The organism is Solwaraspora sp. WMMD1047, from assembly GCF_029626155.1.
Lineage (GTDB): Bacteria > Actinomycetota > Actinomycetes > Mycobacteriales > Micromonosporaceae > WMMD1047.
Window position 1 is genome coordinate 6,495,213 of sequence record NZ_JARUBL010000001.1, and the last position, 16,022, is coordinate 6,511,234.

A 16,022-nucleotide genomic window follows, 5' to 3' on the forward strand; every position below is an offset into this window, starting at 1 on the left:
AATCAGCCGAAAGTCAGACCCGGCCCGGGGTGAACCTGCCGCCGGACCGATGTGTGGCAGGTGCCCGGTCGCCGACGCTTCTTCCGTTCCCGAAAGTGCCTATCGGAAGGTGCCGATCATGCAACAGTCCGTCCTGTCCGACCCGCCGACGCCGATGGCGGCCGTCGCGGCCGTCGACCTGGTCAAGGTGTACGGCAAGGGGGACACCTCGGTCCGCGCCCTGGACGGCGTCACGGTCGGCCTGCGCCGGGCCGGGTTCACCGCGATCATGGGCCCGTCCGGGTCCGGGAAGTCGACCCTGATGCACTGCCTGGCCGGGCTGGACACCGCCACCAGCGGCCGGGTGCTGCTCGGCGGGACCGACCTGACCCGCCAGTCCGACGCGGTGCTCACCAAGGTCAGGCGGGAGCGGATCGGGTTCGTCTTCCAGTCGTTCAACCTGCTCCCCCAGCTCACCGCCGAGCAGAACATCCGGCTGCCGCTCGACCTGGCCGGCCGGGACGTCGACCGGTCGCTGTTCGACCAGGTGGTGGACGTGCTCGATGTCCGCAATCGGCTGGCGCACCGGCCGAGCGAGCTCTCCGGCGGGCAGCAGCAGCGGATCGCGCTGGCCCGGGCGTTGATCTCCCAGCCGGAGGTGGTCTTCGCCGACGAGCCGACCGGCAACCTCGATTCCCGGTCGGGGGCCGAGATGCTCGACTTTCTGCGTACCTGTGTCCAGACGTTGGGGCAGACGGTGGTGATGGTGACCCACGACCCGGTGGCCGCCGGGTACGCGGACCGGGTGGTGCTGCTCGCCGACGGCCGGATCGCCGGCGACCTCGACCGGCCCGACCGGGCCACCATCACCGGGGCGCTGCAGGATCTGGCGGCGGCCCGATGAGCCGGCGCACGGGTGTGCTGCACTCGCAGCTGGTCGACGCCGCCCGCCGTCCCGCGCGGGTGCTGCTGATGTCGGTCGCGATGATCATCGCGGCGTTCGTCACGTTCGGCACCGCACTGGCGAGCAACAGCACCGAGCAGACCGCGCTGAACGCCTTCAGCGGTACCCCGGCGGCGGTGGACGTCGTACTCGGGGAGGGCACCGGCGCGACCACCCGCACCCTGGCCGCCGTCCGGGAGCTGCCGGAGGTGGCCGAGGCGGTCGCCCGGATCAGCACCGGCTTCACCTCCGGCAGCCAGGGCGGCATCGACCTCACGGTGGTCTCCGACCCCGGCACCGGGCCGCTGGCAAAGGTGAGCCTGATACGCGGCGCCTACCCGGACGCCGTGAACGAGGTGGCGGTCACCGAACGTACCGCCGACCGGCTCGGTCTCTCGGTGGGTGACCAGGTGTCGATCGAGCCGGTCAGGTTCGACAACGCCGACGACCCCGACGCGCGACCGGTGCCGGCGACGCCGATCCCGCTGTCGGTGGTCGGCGTGGTCGACGCGGCCGAGGACTTCGGCGACTCGGCGTACACCACCGACGAGTTGGCGTTGCGGCTCACCGGGGAGGAGTGGTTGCCGCGCATCGACGTGCGGCTGGCGCCCGGCGTGGACGTGGACTCCGCGATGGCGGCGCTGGCGCGGGCGGCGGAGGGCACCGTACCGGCCGACGCTGGACCGGTGGCGGTCAGCTCCGGCGCGGAGATCCGGTACGCGGAGGTCCTCCAGGTCAGCGACCGCGTCAAGGACCTGTTCGCCCTGATCGGGATGTTCGTGGCGATCGCCGTGGTGGCCGCCGCCATGGTCGCCACCTCCACCTTCCGGATCGTGTTCGCGCAGCGGATGCGGCAGCTCGCCCTGCTGCGGGCCGTCGGCGCCGGCCGGGGTGGGCTGCTCCGGGCCCTGGTCGCCGAGGGGGCGATCACCGGGCTGGTCGCCGGCACCATCGGGGTACTGGCCGCCTCCGCGCTCGGTCTCCTGCTGCCGCCGGTGCTGCGGAGCCTCGGTCCCGATGTCGCCACTCCCGACTATCCGACCGGCTGGGCGGTGGGCGTGGTGCTCGGCACGGGGATGGTCACCGTCCTGGCGGTGCTCGCGCCGGCGGTGACCGCCGCCCGGGTGGCGCCACTGGAGGCGCTGCGCACCGCCAGTGTCTCGGCCGGCCAGCGCGGCATCAACCTGGTCCGCGCGGTGGCGGGGTTCCTGCTCGCCGTCGCGGCACTGGGCGTCGGGCTGCTGGCGTACCTGATGCTGCCCGGACCGGATGCGCAGAACTACAACGCCTCCAACACGCTGCTGACGATCGTGGCGTCCGGAGCGCTGGCGTACGCCGCGCTGGTGGCGCTCGGCCCGCTGCTGGTGCGGCCGGTGCTGGCCGCGGTGGGCTGGCCGCTGCGGCGACTCGGTCCACTCGGCCGGCTGGCGGTCGGCGGGGTGGGCGGTGCCCCGCGCCGGGCGGCTGCCGTCAGCGTGGTGGTCGCGCTCGGCGTCACGCTGGTCGCGGGCGCGCTGGTCGGCGGCGCCTCGCTGCGGGAACTGACCAGCCGGGAGCTGGCCGGGCAGGCACCGGCTGACCTGCAGGTGCTGACCGCCGACAGCCGCAACGGGGCGCTGCCGGCGGGGTTCGCCGACCGGGTCCGGGCCACCGGCGAGGTGGCCCGGGTGGTGACGTACCGCAGCAGTGACGCGGTCAAGGTGGCCGGCCTGGACGTCGGCGGGCTGCCGGGAACGGACCTGGACCTGCGCAAGCTCGCGACCTGGGAGGACTTCACCGCCAGCGCCGGCACCGTCGATCCCGGCCCGGGTCGGGTGGTGCTGCTGCGGTTCCTCGCCGAGGAGGCCGGCCTGCGCCCGGGCGATACGGTCACGGTGACCAGCGGTGAGCTGTCGATCGACCTGCGGCTGACCGGCGTACTGGACAACACTCCGATCGGCGCCGGCCTGCTGCTCGACCCGGCGGACCTGGACCGGCTCGGCGTCGCGCCGGCACCGACCGGCCTACTGGCCGACGTCGCGGACGACGGTGAGCAGGCCCGGTCGGCCGCGGTGCGGGCGGTGCGGGCCATCGGCGGCCCCGGCCTGGAGGTCGTGGTCCTGGCGGACCTGCGGGACGACACGGTCAGCTCGCTGAACACGGTGCTGGTGGTGCTGCTCTGCCTGCTCGGACTGACGGTGCTGGTGGCGGTGGTCGGGGTGGCCACCACCACGGCCCTGTCGGTGGTGGAACGGGTGCGGGAGTCCGGCCTGTTGCGGGCCATCGGCATGTCCCGGCCCCGGCTGCGGATGATGCTGACCGTGGAGGCCGGGCTCTACGGCCTCATCGGGGCCGCGCTGGGCCTGCTGCTCGCCCTGCCGTACGCGTGGCTGGCGGTCGGGGCGCTCGGCGCGGACACGCCGGTCCGGTTCCCCGCCGGGCAGCTCGCCCTGGTGGTGCTGGCGCTGGCGGTGGCGACCGCGCTGGCCGGCCTGCTGCCGGCCCGGCGCGCCGCCCGGGTCAGCCCGGTGGCCGCGTTGGCGGTGGAGAACTGACCGGGTGGTGCGGCGCCCCTCGGGGCGCCGCACCACCGCTGCGGGAAGCCGGTAGACGTCACACGTCAGACGGAAACCTCACTGTTACATCTTGACGAACGGCTATGTTATCGATAACAGTCGAGGCTTGGAATAGCAGCCCGTCGATATGTGATCGCTCACATCGACGGTGCGACCCGCACCAGACCTCGTCACGACTGGAGCCGGCACCGACCACCGGCCGCTCCTGCCAGACATCCTGGAGGAATCAATGTCCGACCTGCCTATCAACCGGCGCCGGCTGCTGCAGACCGCCGCCGGCGGGGCACTCGTCTCGATGACCGGCGCGGGGCTGCTGGGGGCACGCCCGGCGGCGGCTGCCGTGGTCCCGCCGGCCCGCGCGGACATCGGCGTCTCGGCGTACCCGTTCCCGTTGGGTCAGGTCCGGCTCACCGCCGGCCGGCTCATGGACAACCAGAACCGCACCCTGAACTACCTGCGCTTCGTCGACGTGGACCGGCTGCTCCGCAACTTCCGGGCCAACCACCGGCTGTCGACCAACGGCGCCGCGAACAACGGCGGCTGGGACGCCCCCTCGTTCCCGTTCCGCACCCACATGCAGGGACACTTCCTGACCGCCTGGTCCCAGATGTACGCGGTGCTCGGTGACACGACGTGCCGGGACAAGGCCAACTACATGGTCGCCGAGCTGGCCAAGTGCCAGGCGAACAACGGTGCCGCCGGATTCAGCGCGGGCTACCTCTCCGGCTTCCCGGAGTCCGACTTCACCGCCGTCGAACAGCGCACCCTCAACAACGGCAACGTCCCCTACTACTGCATCGACAAGACGCTCATGGGGCTGCTGGACGCCTGGCGCTACCTCGGCAACACCCAGGCCCGCACCGTCCTGCTCGCGCTCGCCGGCTGGGTGGACACCCGGACGGCGCGGCTGACCTACAACCAGATGCAGGCGATGCTGGGCACCGAGTTCGGTGGCATGAACGCCGTCCTCACCGACATCTACCAGCAGACCGGTGACGCCCGCTGGCTGACCACCGCCCAGCGCTTCGACCACGCCGCCGTGTTCAACCCGCTCGCGGCCAACCAGGACCAGCTCAACGGGCTGCACGCCAACACCCAGGTGCCCAAGTGGGTCGGCGCCGCCCGGGAGTACAAGGCCACCGGCACCACCCGCTACCGCGACATCGCCGGCAACGCCTGGAACATGACCGTCAACGCGCACACCTACGCGATCGGCGGCAACAGCCAGGCCGAGCACTTCCGGCCGCCGAACGCGATCGCGGGCTACCTGAGCAACGACACCTGCGAGCACTGCAACACCTACAACATGCTCAAGCTGACCCGGGAACTGTGGCTGCTCGACCCGAACCGGGTGGCCTACTTCGACTACTACGAGCGGGCGCTGCTCAACCACCTGGTCGGCGCGCAGAACCCGGCCGACAACCACGGGCACATCACCTACTTCACGCCGCTGCGGCCCGGCGGACGCCGGGGCGTGGGGCCGGCCTGGGGCGGCGGCACCTGGAGCACCGACTACAACTCGTTCTGGTGCTGCCAGGGCACCGGGATCGAGACGAACACGAAGCTGATGGACTCCATCTACTTCTACAACGACACCACGCTGACGGTGAACCTGTTCGTGCCGTCGGTGTTGACCTGGTCGCAGCGGGGCATCACGGTCACCCAGAGCACCAACTATCCGGTGAGCGACACCAGCACGCTGACGCTGGCCGGCACGATGAGCGGTTCGTGGAGCATCCGGGTCCGGATCCCCGGCTGGACCACCGGCGCGACGATAAGCGTCAACGGCCAGGCGCAGGACGTGGCGACCACGCCCGGCAGCTACGCCACCGTCACCCGGACCTGGGCCGCCGGCGACACCATCACCGTCCGGCTGCCGATGCGGGTCACCATGCAGGCGGCCAACGACAACGCCAACCTCCAGGCGGTCACCTACGGTCCGGCGGTGCTCTGCGGCAACTACGGCAACTCCACGGTCAGCTCTGCCCCGTCGCTGAACGTCTCGTCGATCACCCGGACCAGCACCAGCTCGCTGGCGTTCACCGCGTCCGCCAACGGGTCGACGGTCAACCTCGGGCCGTTCCACGACGCCCAGGGCTTCAACTATGTCGTCTACTGGAACACCGGCTCGGGCAGCAACCCCGGCGGCGGCACCTACAAGCTGACCAACGCGGCCTCCGGCCTGGTGCTCGGGGTGCAGAACATGTCCACCGCGGACGGCGGGCTGGCCGTGATGTGGGGCGACACCGGGACCGCCGACCACCGCTGGGTCATGATCACCGACGGCGACGCGGTGCGGTTCCGCAACGTCAACAGCGGCAAGGTGCTCGGCGTGGAGAACATGTCCGGCGCCGACAACGCCCGTGTCCTGCAGTGGGCGGACAACGGCACCGCCGACCACCGCTGGATTCTGGTCAACAACGGCGACGGCACCTACCGGATCCGCAACGTCCACAGCGGCAAGCTCCTCGGCGTGCTCAACGGCAACACCGCCTGGGGTACGCAGGTCGTCCAGGACTCGGACAACGGCAGCGCCGACAACCGCTGGCGGCTGGTCCAGGTGGCCTGAGTTGATGTCCGGGGGTGGCTGCCGACGGACAGCCACCCCCGGGCGGGGCGGGCGGACAGCCGCCCCTGGGCCGGGTGGGCGGATGACGTCGTCAGCGGGCGAGCCAGCCCCCGTCGACCGGGATCACCGCGCCGTGCACGTAGGCGGCGGCGTCGGAGGCGAGGAAGACGGTGACGCCCGCGAGATCGTCGGGCCGGCCCCACCGGCCGGCCGGGATCCGCTCCAGGATCGCCCGGTTCCGCTCCGGCTGCTCCCGCAGCGCCTGGGTGTTGTCGGTGCTGATGTAGCCGGGCGCGATCGCGTTGACGTTCACCCCCCGGCCCGCCCACTCGTTGGCCAGCGCCCGGGTCAGACCGGCGATCCCGGACTTCGCGGCCGCGTAGCCGGGCACCGTGACGCCGCCCTGGAAGCTCAGCATCGACGCGGTGAAGATGATCTTCCCGCTGCCGTGCCGGAGCATGTCCCGGCCGATCTCGCGGGCGAGCACGAACGCGGCGGAGAGGTCCACCTCCAGCACGTGGTCCCAGTCCTCGTCGGTGTGCTCGGCGGCCGGCGCCCGCCGGATGGTGCCGGCGTTGTTGACGAGAATGTCGATCGGTCGGTCCCGCTGGCCGAGCCGTTCGGCGAGGGCCCGGACCGCGGTCCGCTCGGCGAGGTCGACCCGGTACGGCTCGAACGAGCGCCCATGGGCCGCCACCCGCTCGGCCACCTCGCTGCCGGTCTCCTCCAGGCCGGCGCTCACGCCGAGCACGTCGGCGCCGGCCGCCGCCAACGCCTCGGCCATCGCCAGGCCGATCCCGCGGCGGCAGCCGGTCACCACGGCCAGCCGGCCGGTCAGGTCGAACGGATTCACGCGTCGCCTCCACAGTCCACCAGCACCTTCACGTCGCCACCGGCGGCGAGCGCCTCGAACGCCTGCGCCACCTCGGCCAGCGGGACGATGCGGGAGATGAGCCGGTCGGCGGGCACCTGGCCGCCGTGCACCAGCCGGACCGCCTCGGCGTAGTCCTCCTGCTCGTACACCCGCACGCCGATCAGCTCCAGTTCGCGCCAGAAGACCCGGTGCAGATCCACCTCGCGCGGGGTGGGATGGATCGCCACCACGACCAGCCGCCCGCGTACGGCGAGCAGGTCGGTCGCGGTGCGGACGCCGGCCGCCGAGCCGGAGACCTCGAACACCACGTCCGCCCCCGCCCCACCGGTCGCCGCCTGGACGTGCCGCGCGACATCGACGGTCGCCGGATCGACGGCGGGCAGGTCCAGATCGGTGGCGAGTTGGCGGCGCCGCGGGTCGAGCTCCAGCATGGTCACCGCGGCCCCGGCCGCCCGGGCGACGGCGCCGATCAGCAGACCGACCGGGCCGGCGCCGATGACGACCGCGTGTTCGCCGGCGACGAGCCGGGAGCGCCGTACGTCGTGCACGGCCACCGCGGTCGGCTCGACGAGCGTGGCCGTCGCCAGGGGCAGCCCGTCCGGCAGCGGCACCAGCAGCCGCGCCGGTACCGTCCAGGAGCGCTGCATCGAGCCCGGGGAGTCGATGCCGACGAAGTTGAGCCGGTGACAGATGTGGGTGTGGCCGGCGCGGCAGGCCGGACACTCGCCGCACCAGTCCAGCGGCAGCACGGTCACCGGGTCACCCACCCGGTGGTCCGCGACGCCCGGGCCGACCTCGGCGACGCGGCCCGACATCTCGTGTCCGATCACCGCCGGTACCCGGACCCGCTGGTCCATCGCGCCGTGCGCGATGTGCAGGTCGGTGCCGCAGATCCCGGTGTACGCGACGTCGAGGCGTACCTGGCCGGGGCCGGGTGGCACCGCCGCGGTCTCCTCGACGACGAAGGTCCGTTCGCCGACGTAGTGTGCGCTGCGGTTCATGCCGCCTCCCCGGGATTGTTGTTCTCCGGCCGGCCGGTGGACCAGGCGTAATTGAGCACCGGCGCGACCACCTTCTCGATCTCCTGGAGCAGGTCGGGGTCGATGTCCGAGAGCGCCCAGCGCACGTTGTCGGCCATGTTGTCGGCGTTTGCCGAGCCGACGAAGGTGGTGGCGAACTCGACCGGCGCGGCGGCGAAGCTCAGCGCCACCTGGGCGATGTCGACGCCCCGCGCGGCGCAGCGGTCCGCGACGGCGGCCGCGGCCCGCCGTACCTCGGGTGGCGCCGGGTGCCAGTCGGGCGCTCCGCGGCGCGTCAGCAGCCCCATCGCCAGCGGCGACGCGTTCATCACCGCGGCGCCGGCGGTGGCGAATCCGGGCGCCGCGGCGGCCAGCGTACGGTCCAGCAGCGTGTAGCGGCAGTAGGAGAGGACGGTGTCCACCGGCACCGCGGCCGCCACCCGGGCCAGCGCGGGCAGCGGGTAGCCGGTGATGCCGAGGAAGCGGACCTTCCCCGCCGCCCGCAGCCCGGCCAGGGTCGGCAGCGTCTCGTCGATGATCTGGTCGAGATCGCCGAATTCGATGTCGTGGCACTGGACGAGGTCGAGGTGGTCGGTGCCGAGCCGGCCCAGGCTCTCCTCGACGCTGGCCGTGACGCGCGCGGCGGAGAAGTCGAACGCCGAGTCGCCGTACCGGCCGACCTTGGAGGCGAGGAGGTAGGTGTCCCGGTCGACGCCGCGCAGCGCCCGGCCGAGCACCTGCTCGGCCACGGTGGCGCCGTAGTACGGCGCCACGTCGATGATGTTCACGCCCAGGTCGAGCGCGGTGCGGACGGCGCGGATGCCGGCCTGCTCGTCGATCTGGCCGAAGACCCCGCCGAGCGGCGAGGCACCGTAGCCGAGCATCGACACGGTCAGGCCGGTCCGACCGAGGGGACGGTACTGCATATGATCATCTGTCCTTCCGTGGGCCACGACGGACCCAAACGTCCGATGTATCTATAGTGGGAAGGGCCGATCCGAGGGGGCGTGGATGGCACTTACCGACGACGCGATCGCCAAGATCCGCAGCATGATCCAGAGCGGCGAGCTGCCGCCGGGTGCGCGGCTGCCGCCGGAGCCGCAGTTGGCCGCGCAGATGGGGCTGTCGCGCAGCGGGGTCCGGGAGGCCGTGAAGGTGCTCGAATCGGCCCGGGTGCTCGACGTACGCCGCGGTGACGGCACCTACGTCACGAGCCTCGCGCCCCGGCTGCTGCTGGAGGGCCTGGGCGTCGCGGTCGAACTGCTGCGCGACGACACCCTGCTGGAGGTGATGGAGGTACGCCGGATGCTGGAGCCGGTGGCGACCGGCCTGGCCGCGCTGCGGATGACCGGCACCCAACTGGACGAGCTCAGCCAGATTCTCGACGACATGCGGGGGGCGGCCGACGACGCGGAGAAGCTGATCCAGTTCGACACCGCCTTCCACCACACCGTCGTCGCCGCCGCCGGCAACGAGACGCTCACCTCGCTGCTGGACGGGCTCTCCAGCCGCACCCTGCGGGCCCGGGTGTGGCGAGGGCTGATCGAGGGCAACGCGGCGCACAAGACGATCGACGAGCACCACGCGATCTACCTCGCGCTGCGCTCGCGCGACCAACTGCTCGCCCACGCCAGCGCGCTCATCCACGTCAACACCTCCGAGGCGTGGCTGCGTACGGTGCTCGCCGCCAAGGCGACGGACGCCTGACCCGCGGTCGGCGCGGATCATGCCGACGGCGCGTCGGGGTCGATCCCGTCGGCCGGGAGGGTCAGGCCGTAGGTGCGGATGGCGGTGCCGGCGAAGATGTCGCGCCGCTGCCGCGTCGACAGCGGCGGCAGCGCGACCTCCAGCGCCCGCCGCACCCCCGGGTAGTCGGACCTGAGCAGGCACACCGGCCAGTCCGAGCCAAACATCAGACGATCGGCCCCGAACTCCTCGATCGCCACCTCGACGAACGGGCGCAGCTCGTCCGGCGACCAGTCCGGCCGGGCCTCGGTGACCAGTCCGGAGAGCTTGCCGGTGACGTTGGCGTTGGCGGCCAGCTCGGCGACTGGCCCCCGCCAGCTCGACAGGCCCGCCGCACCCTGGTCGATCCGGGGTTTTCCCAGGTGGTCGAGGACGAACCGGAGCTGCGGCAGGGCCCGCGCCGCCCGGGCCGCCGCCGGCAGCTGGTCGGCCCGGATCACCAGGTCGAAGGCGAGCCCGGCGGCGGCGACGTCGGCGAGGCCGCGCCGCACGTCGACCCGGTCCAGGTAGTCGGGGTCCGGGTCGCCCTGCACCTGCGACCGTACGCCGACCAGCAGCTCACCCCCACGCAGCCGGCGGTAGCCGTCGATGGTGCCGGAGACGTTCCCGGCCGCGACATCCAGCCAGGCCACCACCCCGAGGATGGGCGCCGTGTCGGCGGCGTAGCCGAGGAACTCGGCCGCCTCGTCGGGGTGGCAGCGGCCGCCCTCCACGAGCACGGTGCCGTGCACGCCCGTCGCGGTGAGCTCGGCGGTCAGGTCGGCCGGGGTGAACGGCCGGCGGATGGCGGTCAGCCCGGGTTCGTCGAGCCAGGGGTAGCCGCGTTCCGGCCGCCACAGGTGATGGTGCGCGTCGATGATCATGCGACCTCCCCGGTCGGCGTCGAGGTCCATTGCGGACCGTCGGGGAACCGGTAGTCGGCCAGGGTGGCGGCGACGATCTCCGCGCTCATGCCGGCGGCGGTCGGCGCGAGATACCGTCCGTCGCGGACGCGTACCGGATCGACGAAGTGTTCGTGCAGGTGGTCGATGTACTCGATCGCCCGGTCGGAGGTGCTGCCGCTGACCGCGACGAAGTCGAACATCGCCAGGTGCTGCACGAGTTCGCAGAGCCCCACCCCGCCGGCGTGCGGGCAGACCGGCACCCCGAACTTCGCGGCGAGCAGCAGGATCGCCAGGTTCTCGTTGACCCCGGCGACCCGGCAGGCGTCGATCTGCACCACGTCGACCGCGTCGGCCCGCAGCAACTGCTTGAACATCACCGCGTTGTGCACGTGTTCGCCGGTCGCCACCTTGACCGGGGCGAGCGCCTTGCGCACCTCGGCGTGCCCGAGCACGTCGTCCGGGGAGGTCGGCTCCTCGATCCAGTACGGGTCGTACGGCGCCAACTCGCGCATCCACCGGATCGCCTCGGGTACGCCCCAGATCTGGTTGGCGTCGACGGCGATCGCGACGTCCGGCCCGACCGCCTGCCGGGCGATGGTCATCCGGCGGACGTCGTCGGCCAGGTTGCCACCGACCTTGAGTTTGATCAGCCGGTAGCCCGCCCCGACCGCCTCCTTGCAGAGCCGGGCCAGCTTCTCGTCGTCGTAGCCCAGCCAGCCGGGGGTGGTGGTGTAGGCGGGGTAGCCCTCCGCCCGCAGCCGGTGCTCGCGCTCGGCCCGGCCCGCGGCGGCGGCGCGCAGCAGCGCCAGCGCCTCCTCCTCGGTGAGGGCGTCGCGCAGGTAGCGGAAGTCGACCTGCGCCACGAGCTGCTCCGGGGTGAGATCGGCGAGCAGCTTCCAGAGCGGCTTGCCGGCCCGCCGGCCGGCGAGGTCCCACACCGCGTTGACCAGCCCACCGGCGGCCATGTGCACGACGCCCTTCTCCGGGCCGAGCCACCTGATCTGGCTGTCGCCGACGAGCCGCCGGGCCAGCGCCCCCGGATCGGCGAGCAGTTCGTCGACCGGCTGGCCGACCACCATCGGGGCGAGCGACCGTACCGCCGCGACCTGGATCTCGGTGCCCCGGCCGACGGTGAAGACCAGGCCGTGGCCCTGCGCCCCCGTCGAGGTCCGCAGGATGACGTACGCCGCGGAGTAGTCCGGGAACGGGTTCATCGCGTCCGATCCGTCGCGGTGCCGGGAGGTGGGGAACCGTACGTCGATGGTTTCTACGGCCGAGATGCGTTCAGTCACCGGGACTCCTGGAGGTAGATCGGCGGCCGCTCTCGGCCCCGTGGTTATGGCTCGCGATCGCCCGGTCGGCGGGCCGGTCGCCTCAGGTCTGTGCCTTGCCTCCGGTGATGCGGGAGACCACCAGGGCCACCAGGATGACGGTGCCGTTCAGGAAGTTCGTCCACTGCGCGGGCACCCCGGCCAGGGTCAAAACATTGATAATCATAAATAAAAGGAGTACGCCGGTGAAGGCGCCGAAGACGCTGCCCTTGCCGCCGTTGAGGCTGACGCCGCCGATCACCGCAGCCGCGAAGACCTGGAAGATGGCGCCACTGCCCTGGGCGGCCGGTACCGCCGCCAGCCGGCCGCTGATCAGCAGGCCGGCGAGCGCCGCGAGCACACTGGCCACGATCAACGCGATCCACAGCACCCGATCGGTCCGGATCCCGGCCGCCCGGGCCGCGTCGGCGTTACCGCCGATCGCGTAGAGCGACCGACCGGCGCGGGTGTAGCCGAGGATGACGATCCCCCCGGCGAACAGCAGCAGCGACAGCCAGATCGAGGCCGGAATCCCCAGCCAACTGGTGGAGCCGAGGTAGGTCATCGACTCCGGCAACGCGAAAAAGGTCTGTCCACCGGAGATGCCGGTGAGCAGTCCGCGCAGCACGATCAGCATGCCCAGCGTCACGATGAAGCCGTTGAGGCCGAAGCGGACGATGAGCAGCCCGTTGAAGGCGCCGACCAGGGCACCGACGAGCAGGACGACCGGGACCGCCCAGCCGTCCGGCAGCGCGTTCAGGCCGAGACCCCGGGTCAGCGCCGGATCGATGACCAGCCACGCCGCGACCCCGGGCGCGAGACCGAAGGTGGACTCCAGCGACAGGTCCATCTTGCCGGTGATCAGCACGATCGTCTGGGCCAGAACCAGGATGGCGATCTCCGACATGCTCTGCAGCACGTTGATGATGTTGTCGGACCGCAGGAAGACCGGGCTGACGATCGACCCCACGATCGCGACCGCGATGATCGCCGGCACCAGCGCCAGGTCGCGCAGCCGGGCAATGGCCAGACTCCGGGACGAGGCGGGCGGTCGACCCGGCGGTGGCGACGCCGACGACGGTGGCGGGGCGGTGGAGAGCGTCTCAGACATGGTGCAGATCCACCCCTTCCATGGCGGCGACCAGATCGTTGTCACGCCAGCCGTGCGTCATCTCGTCGACGACCCGGCCCTGGAACATCACCAGCACCCGGTCACAGATCCGCAGGTCGTCGAGTTCGTCGGAGACGACGAGCACGGCCGTGCCACGTCGGCGGACCTCCTCGACGACGCCCAGGAGGGTCTGCTTGGACCGCACGTCGACGCCGGCGGTCGGCGTGATCAGCACCAGCACCTTCGGGTCGCTGGCCAACGCCCGGCCCATGACCACCTTCTGCTGGTTGCCACCGGACAGCTCGGCGACCGGCACGCCCGGCCCGGCCGCCTTGATCGTCAGCGCGGCGATGGTGTCGCGGGCCAGGGCGTCGCGGCGGGCGGACGAGATGAGGCCCCGCCGGCCGATTCGATCCGGCACGGTCATCGTCACGTTCTCGGCGATGGAGAGCAACGGCACCAGGCCCTCCCGGTGCCGGTCCTGCGGCACCAGCCCGATGCCGGCGTCGAGGGCGTCGGGCACACTGCCCGGCCGGAGCACCCGGCCGTCGACGGCGACCGTGCCCCGGGCGGGCCGGGCCAGCCCGGTGATCGCCTCCGCGACCTCGACCTTGCCGCTGCCGCCCCCGCCCGCGAGGCCGACCACCTCGCCGGCCCGGGCCGCCAGCGACAGCTCGGCGCCGGATGCGGTGACCAGGTCACGCACCGACAGCAGCACCGGCGCGTCGGCGGGCATCAACCGGCGGTCGGACTCCGGCATCGACACGTCCTCGCCGGTCATCGCGGTGACCAGCGCCGGCCGGCTCAGCTGCGCCACCGGAGCGGTGAGGATGTGCCGGGCGTCGCGGAAGACGGTCACCTGGTCGCAGATCTCGTAGATCTCCTGCAGATGGTGGCTGATGAACAGGAACGTCACCCCCTGGGACCGCAGGTCCCGGATCCGGGTGAAGAGCCGGTTGATGCCGGCGCCGTCGAGCTGGGCGGTCGGCTCGTCGAGGATGATGAACCGGGCGCCGAAGGAGAGCGCCCGGGCGATCTCCACGAACTGCCGCTGCTCGACGGTGAGGGTGGAGGCGGGCTGCCGGACGTCGACATCGACCGACCACGCCGCCAGCAGCCGCGCCGCCTCCCGGCGCAGCCGGGACCAGTGGATCAGTCCGCCCGCGCCCCGGGCGTGCCGGTTGAGGAACAGGTTCTCCGCCACGGTGAGGGTGGGGATGATCGTCGACCGCTGGTAGACGCAGGCCACCCGCTGCCGCCAGGCGTCGCGATCCCCCAACGGCGGCGCCGGCCGCCCGTCGAAGGTCACCGTGCCGTGGTCGGCGGCGAGCAGCCCGGTGAGAATGCCGACAAGCGTCGACTTGCCGGCGCCGTTGCGTCCGACCAGGGCGTGCGTCTCACCCGGCCGGACCACCAGGTCGACCCCGGACAGGGCGACCGTCGAGCCGAACCGTTTGGTGATGTCGACGGCCTCGACGACGGGTCGGCCGTCGCCGGCCGATCCGTCGGTCCGGCGCTGCGCGGGCGTACTCATGCGTTGTTGCCCCACAGGGACGGGTCGTCGAACTTCAGCGTGGGCTCACCCGCGATCGGCGCCCCGTCCAGCGTCACCAGCGGCGCCGGAAGCTGGTCCTCCAGCAGGCCCTCCCGCACCTGGATGATGTTGCTGCCGTGCTCGGTCGGACCGGGCTGGAACGTGGTGCCCGCGATCGCCGCCTTCACGTACTCCAGCCCGTACTTCGCGTACAGGTCGGCCGGCTGGCTGACGGTGGCGTCGATCAGACCCGCACCGATGTTCTTCAGCTCCTCGGGAATCCCGTCGTTGGAGACCACGAAGACGTGCTTCGGGTCGGTCGGCGGCACCTGCAGGCCGCGCTGCTTGAGGATCTGCAGGGTGCCCGACAACGCGAACGAGGACTGCATGTAGACACCCTTGATGTCCGGGTCGGAGGCGAACCTGGTCTGCAGCTTCGCCGCCGCCACGTCCGCCTTCCAGTCGGTGGCCTCACCGAAGACGGTGATCTCCGGGAACTCGGTCCGCATGCACTCGTTGAACGCCTCGGTGCGGTCCCGGCCGTTGATCGAGTCGAGGCCACCCTGGAGCATGACGACCTTGCCCCGGCCGCCGAGCTTCGTACCGAGGAACTGGCACGCCTTGACGCCGTACGCGCGGTTGTCGGCGCGGACGACCATGAAGACGTTGCCGGTGTCCGGCCGGGTGTCGATGGTGACCACCGGGATCTTGCGGCTGTCGAGCTGGGCCAGCGTCGGCGCGATGGCGGCGGTGTCCTGCGGCGCCATCACCACCCCCTCGACCCCCTGGCTGATGAAGGTCTGGGTGTTCGAGATGAGGTTGGCGATGTCGTTCTGTGAGTTGGTGGTCTTGAGCTCGATGCCCAGCTCGTCGCCGAACTGTGGGACGTACTCGATGTACGAGTTCCAGAAGTCCGTGTCGGACCGCGGGTAGTCCACCCCGACCAGCGGTTCGGCGTTGCCGCCCTCGCCGGTCGGGTCGTCGCCGCAGCCGGCGGCGAGGGTCGCCGACGCCGTCAACACCATGGTCAGCCCCACGCCCAGCAGAGCTCTGCGCTTCATCGTCGTTCCTCCAGGTGGGAAGTCGGGCGGTGCGGGTCAGACCGCGTTGATGGCCCCCTGCCTCCGGCCAGCCCCACTGCTTGCCCGGTGATCGAGCTGGAGCGGCGACGGAAACGTGGCGAGCCCTCCAGACACGGATGGCGCGGGTGGTGGTGGTTGCTCAAGCGGCCGAGACATCAGACGTTAGGCGTCTCGATCGCGTGACGTCAACGGCTAGTCATGGGAAAAATCGGACCAGAGGTCGGGGAGGCACTCCAGGCTGTCCGGCCTTGCCACAGGCAATACATCTCATGAATCAGACCCCAGCCGACGGGCCGGAAGTCGGTACCACAAGTCTCTCGACCGCTCGCCAAAGGCCGGCTCATCCCGAGCAGTTGAGTAGCCGGGACTGGAGGGGGAAGTGCAATAGCCATGCTTGACGAGTTCGGACGGTTGGA

General features: G+C 71.7%; 12 protein-coding genes. 4 read left to right on the top strand and 8 right to left on the bottom strand.

Translation table 11 applies throughout. The features are described 5' to 3' along the window. The first annotated feature begins 118 nt into the window (after nt 1-118). The 3 genes from O7627_RS29730 (at nt 119) to O7627_RS29740 (ending at nt 6,046) form a co-directional block, all read left to right on the top strand. On the top strand, nt 119-883 hold the full coding sequence (locus O7627_RS29730; protein ID WP_278096763.1) for an ABC transporter ATP-binding protein: 765 nt from the start codon (nt 119-121) through the stop codon (nt 881-883). Continuing rightward, the gene (locus O7627_RS29735; protein ID WP_278096764.1) at nt 880-3,456 is read left to right on the top strand and encodes an FtsX family ABC transporter permease; all 2,577 of its coding nucleotides are present in this window, start codon (nt 880-882) and stop codon (nt 3,454-3,456) included. Before O7627_RS29730 ends, O7627_RS29735 begins: the two co-directional genes overlap by 4 nt. A gap of 250 nt (nt 3,457-3,706) precedes the next feature. Beyond that, a complete protein-coding gene (locus tag O7627_RS29740; RefSeq protein WP_278096765.1) occupies nt 3,707-6,046 on the top strand; it encodes a beta-L-arabinofuranosidase domain-containing protein in 2,340 nt (779 codons plus the stop codon). Nucleotides 6,047-6,137: 91 nt separating this feature from the next. On the opposite strand, the gene O7627_RS29745 is transcribed toward O7627_RS29740, so the two are convergent. From O7627_RS29745 to O7627_RS29755, 3 genes are read right to left on the bottom strand one after another with little or no spacing between them, the layout of a single operon-like run. After that, a complete protein-coding gene (locus tag O7627_RS29745; protein ID WP_278096766.1) occupies nt 6,138-6,899 on the bottom strand; it encodes an SDR family oxidoreductase in 762 nt (253 codons plus the stop codon). Then, nucleotides 6,896-7,921, bottom strand: a complete 1,026-nt coding sequence (locus O7627_RS29750) for an alcohol dehydrogenase catalytic domain-containing protein (protein ID WP_278096767.1) — start codon at nt 7,919-7,921, stop codon at nt 6,896-6,898. The genes O7627_RS29745 and O7627_RS29750 overlap by 4 nt, the downstream gene beginning before the upstream one ends. Then, nucleotides 7,918-8,865 carry an aldo/keto reductase gene (locus O7627_RS29755; protein ID WP_278096768.1) on the bottom strand — a complete coding sequence of 316 codons (948 nt, stop codon included), beginning with the start codon at nt 8,863-8,865 and terminating at the stop codon, nt 7,918-7,920. The genes O7627_RS29750 and O7627_RS29755 overlap by 4 nt, the downstream gene beginning before the upstream one ends. An 85-nt stretch (nt 8,866-8,950) precedes the next feature. Between O7627_RS29755 and O7627_RS29760 the strand changes: the two genes are divergently transcribed. Next, the gene (locus O7627_RS29760; protein WP_278096769.1) at nt 8,951-9,646 is read left to right on the top strand and encodes a FadR/GntR family transcriptional regulator; all 696 of its coding nucleotides are present in this window, start codon (nt 8,951-8,953) and stop codon (nt 9,644-9,646) included. Between the two features lie 17 nt (nt 9,647-9,663). Here the strand turns inward: O7627_RS29760 and O7627_RS29765 are convergent, their stop codons facing one another. From O7627_RS29765 to O7627_RS29785, 5 genes are all read right to left on the bottom strand, one after another. After that, on the bottom strand, nt 9,664-10,548 hold the full coding sequence (locus O7627_RS29765) for an amidohydrolase family protein (RefSeq protein WP_278096770.1): 885 nt from the start codon (nt 10,546-10,548) through the stop codon (nt 9,664-9,666). Next, nucleotides 10,545-11,861, bottom strand: coding sequence for an enolase C-terminal domain-like protein (locus tag O7627_RS29770; protein ID WP_278096771.1), 1,317 nt, complete (start codon nt 11,859-11,861; stop codon nt 10,545-10,547). The genes O7627_RS29765 and O7627_RS29770 overlap by 4 nt, the downstream gene beginning before the upstream one ends. 82 nt (nt 11,862-11,943) lie before the next feature. Further along, a complete protein-coding gene (locus tag O7627_RS29775; RefSeq protein ID WP_278096772.1) occupies nt 11,944-12,990 on the bottom strand; it encodes an ABC transporter permease in 1,047 nt (348 codons plus the stop codon). Beyond that, nucleotides 12,983-14,524: a sugar ABC transporter ATP-binding protein gene (locus tag O7627_RS29780; RefSeq protein WP_278096773.1), complete on the bottom strand. Its 1,542-nt coding sequence runs from the start codon at nt 14,522-14,524 to the stop codon at nt 12,983-12,985. Before O7627_RS29780 ends, O7627_RS29775 begins: the two co-directional genes overlap by 8 nt. Next, on the bottom strand, nt 14,521-15,585 hold the full coding sequence (locus tag O7627_RS29785) for a sugar ABC transporter substrate-binding protein (protein WP_278096774.1): 1,065 nt from the start codon (nt 15,583-15,585) through the stop codon (nt 14,521-14,523). Before O7627_RS29785 ends, O7627_RS29780 begins: the two co-directional genes overlap by 4 nt. Nucleotides 15,586-16,022: the final 437 nt, after the last annotated feature.

Excerpts from the sequence above, each read along its gene's own strand:
- O7627_RS29740 (WP_278096765.1), top strand. The coding sequence starts at position 3,707 with ATGTCCGACCTGCCTATCAACCGGCGCCGGCTGCTGCAGACCGCCGCC.
- O7627_RS29755 (WP_278096768.1), bottom strand. The coding sequence starts at position 8,865 with ATGCAGTACCGTCCCCTCGGTCGGACCGGCCTGACCGTGTCGATGCTC.
- O7627_RS29780 (WP_278096773.1), bottom strand. The coding sequence starts at position 14,524 with ATGAGTACGCCCGCGCAGCGCCGGACCGACGGATCGGCCGGCGACGGC.
- O7627_RS29735 (WP_278096764.1), top strand. The coding sequence starts at position 880 with ATGAGCCGGCGCACGGGTGTGCTGCACTCGCAGCTGGTCGACGCCGCC.
- O7627_RS29765 (WP_278096770.1), bottom strand. The coding sequence starts at position 10,548 with ATGATCATCGACGCGCACCATCACCTGTGGCGGCCGGAACGCGGCTAC.
- O7627_RS29730 (WP_278096763.1), top strand. The coding sequence starts at position 119 with ATGCAACAGTCCGTCCTGTCCGACCCGCCGACGCCGATGGCGGCCGTC.
- O7627_RS29775 (WP_278096772.1), bottom strand. The coding sequence starts at position 12,990 with ATGTCTGAGACGCTCTCCACCGCCCCGCCACCGTCGTCGGCGTCGCCA.
- O7627_RS29785 (WP_278096774.1), bottom strand. The coding sequence starts at position 15,585 with ATGAAGCGCAGAGCTCTGCTGGGCGTGGGGCTGACCATGGTGTTGACG.
- O7627_RS29760 (WP_278096769.1), top strand. The coding sequence starts at position 8,951 with ATGGCACTTACCGACGACGCGATCGCCAAGATCCGCAGCATGATCCAG.
- O7627_RS29750 (WP_278096767.1), bottom strand. The coding sequence starts at position 7,921 with ATGAACCGCAGCGCACACTACGTCGGCGAACGGACCTTCGTCGTCGAG.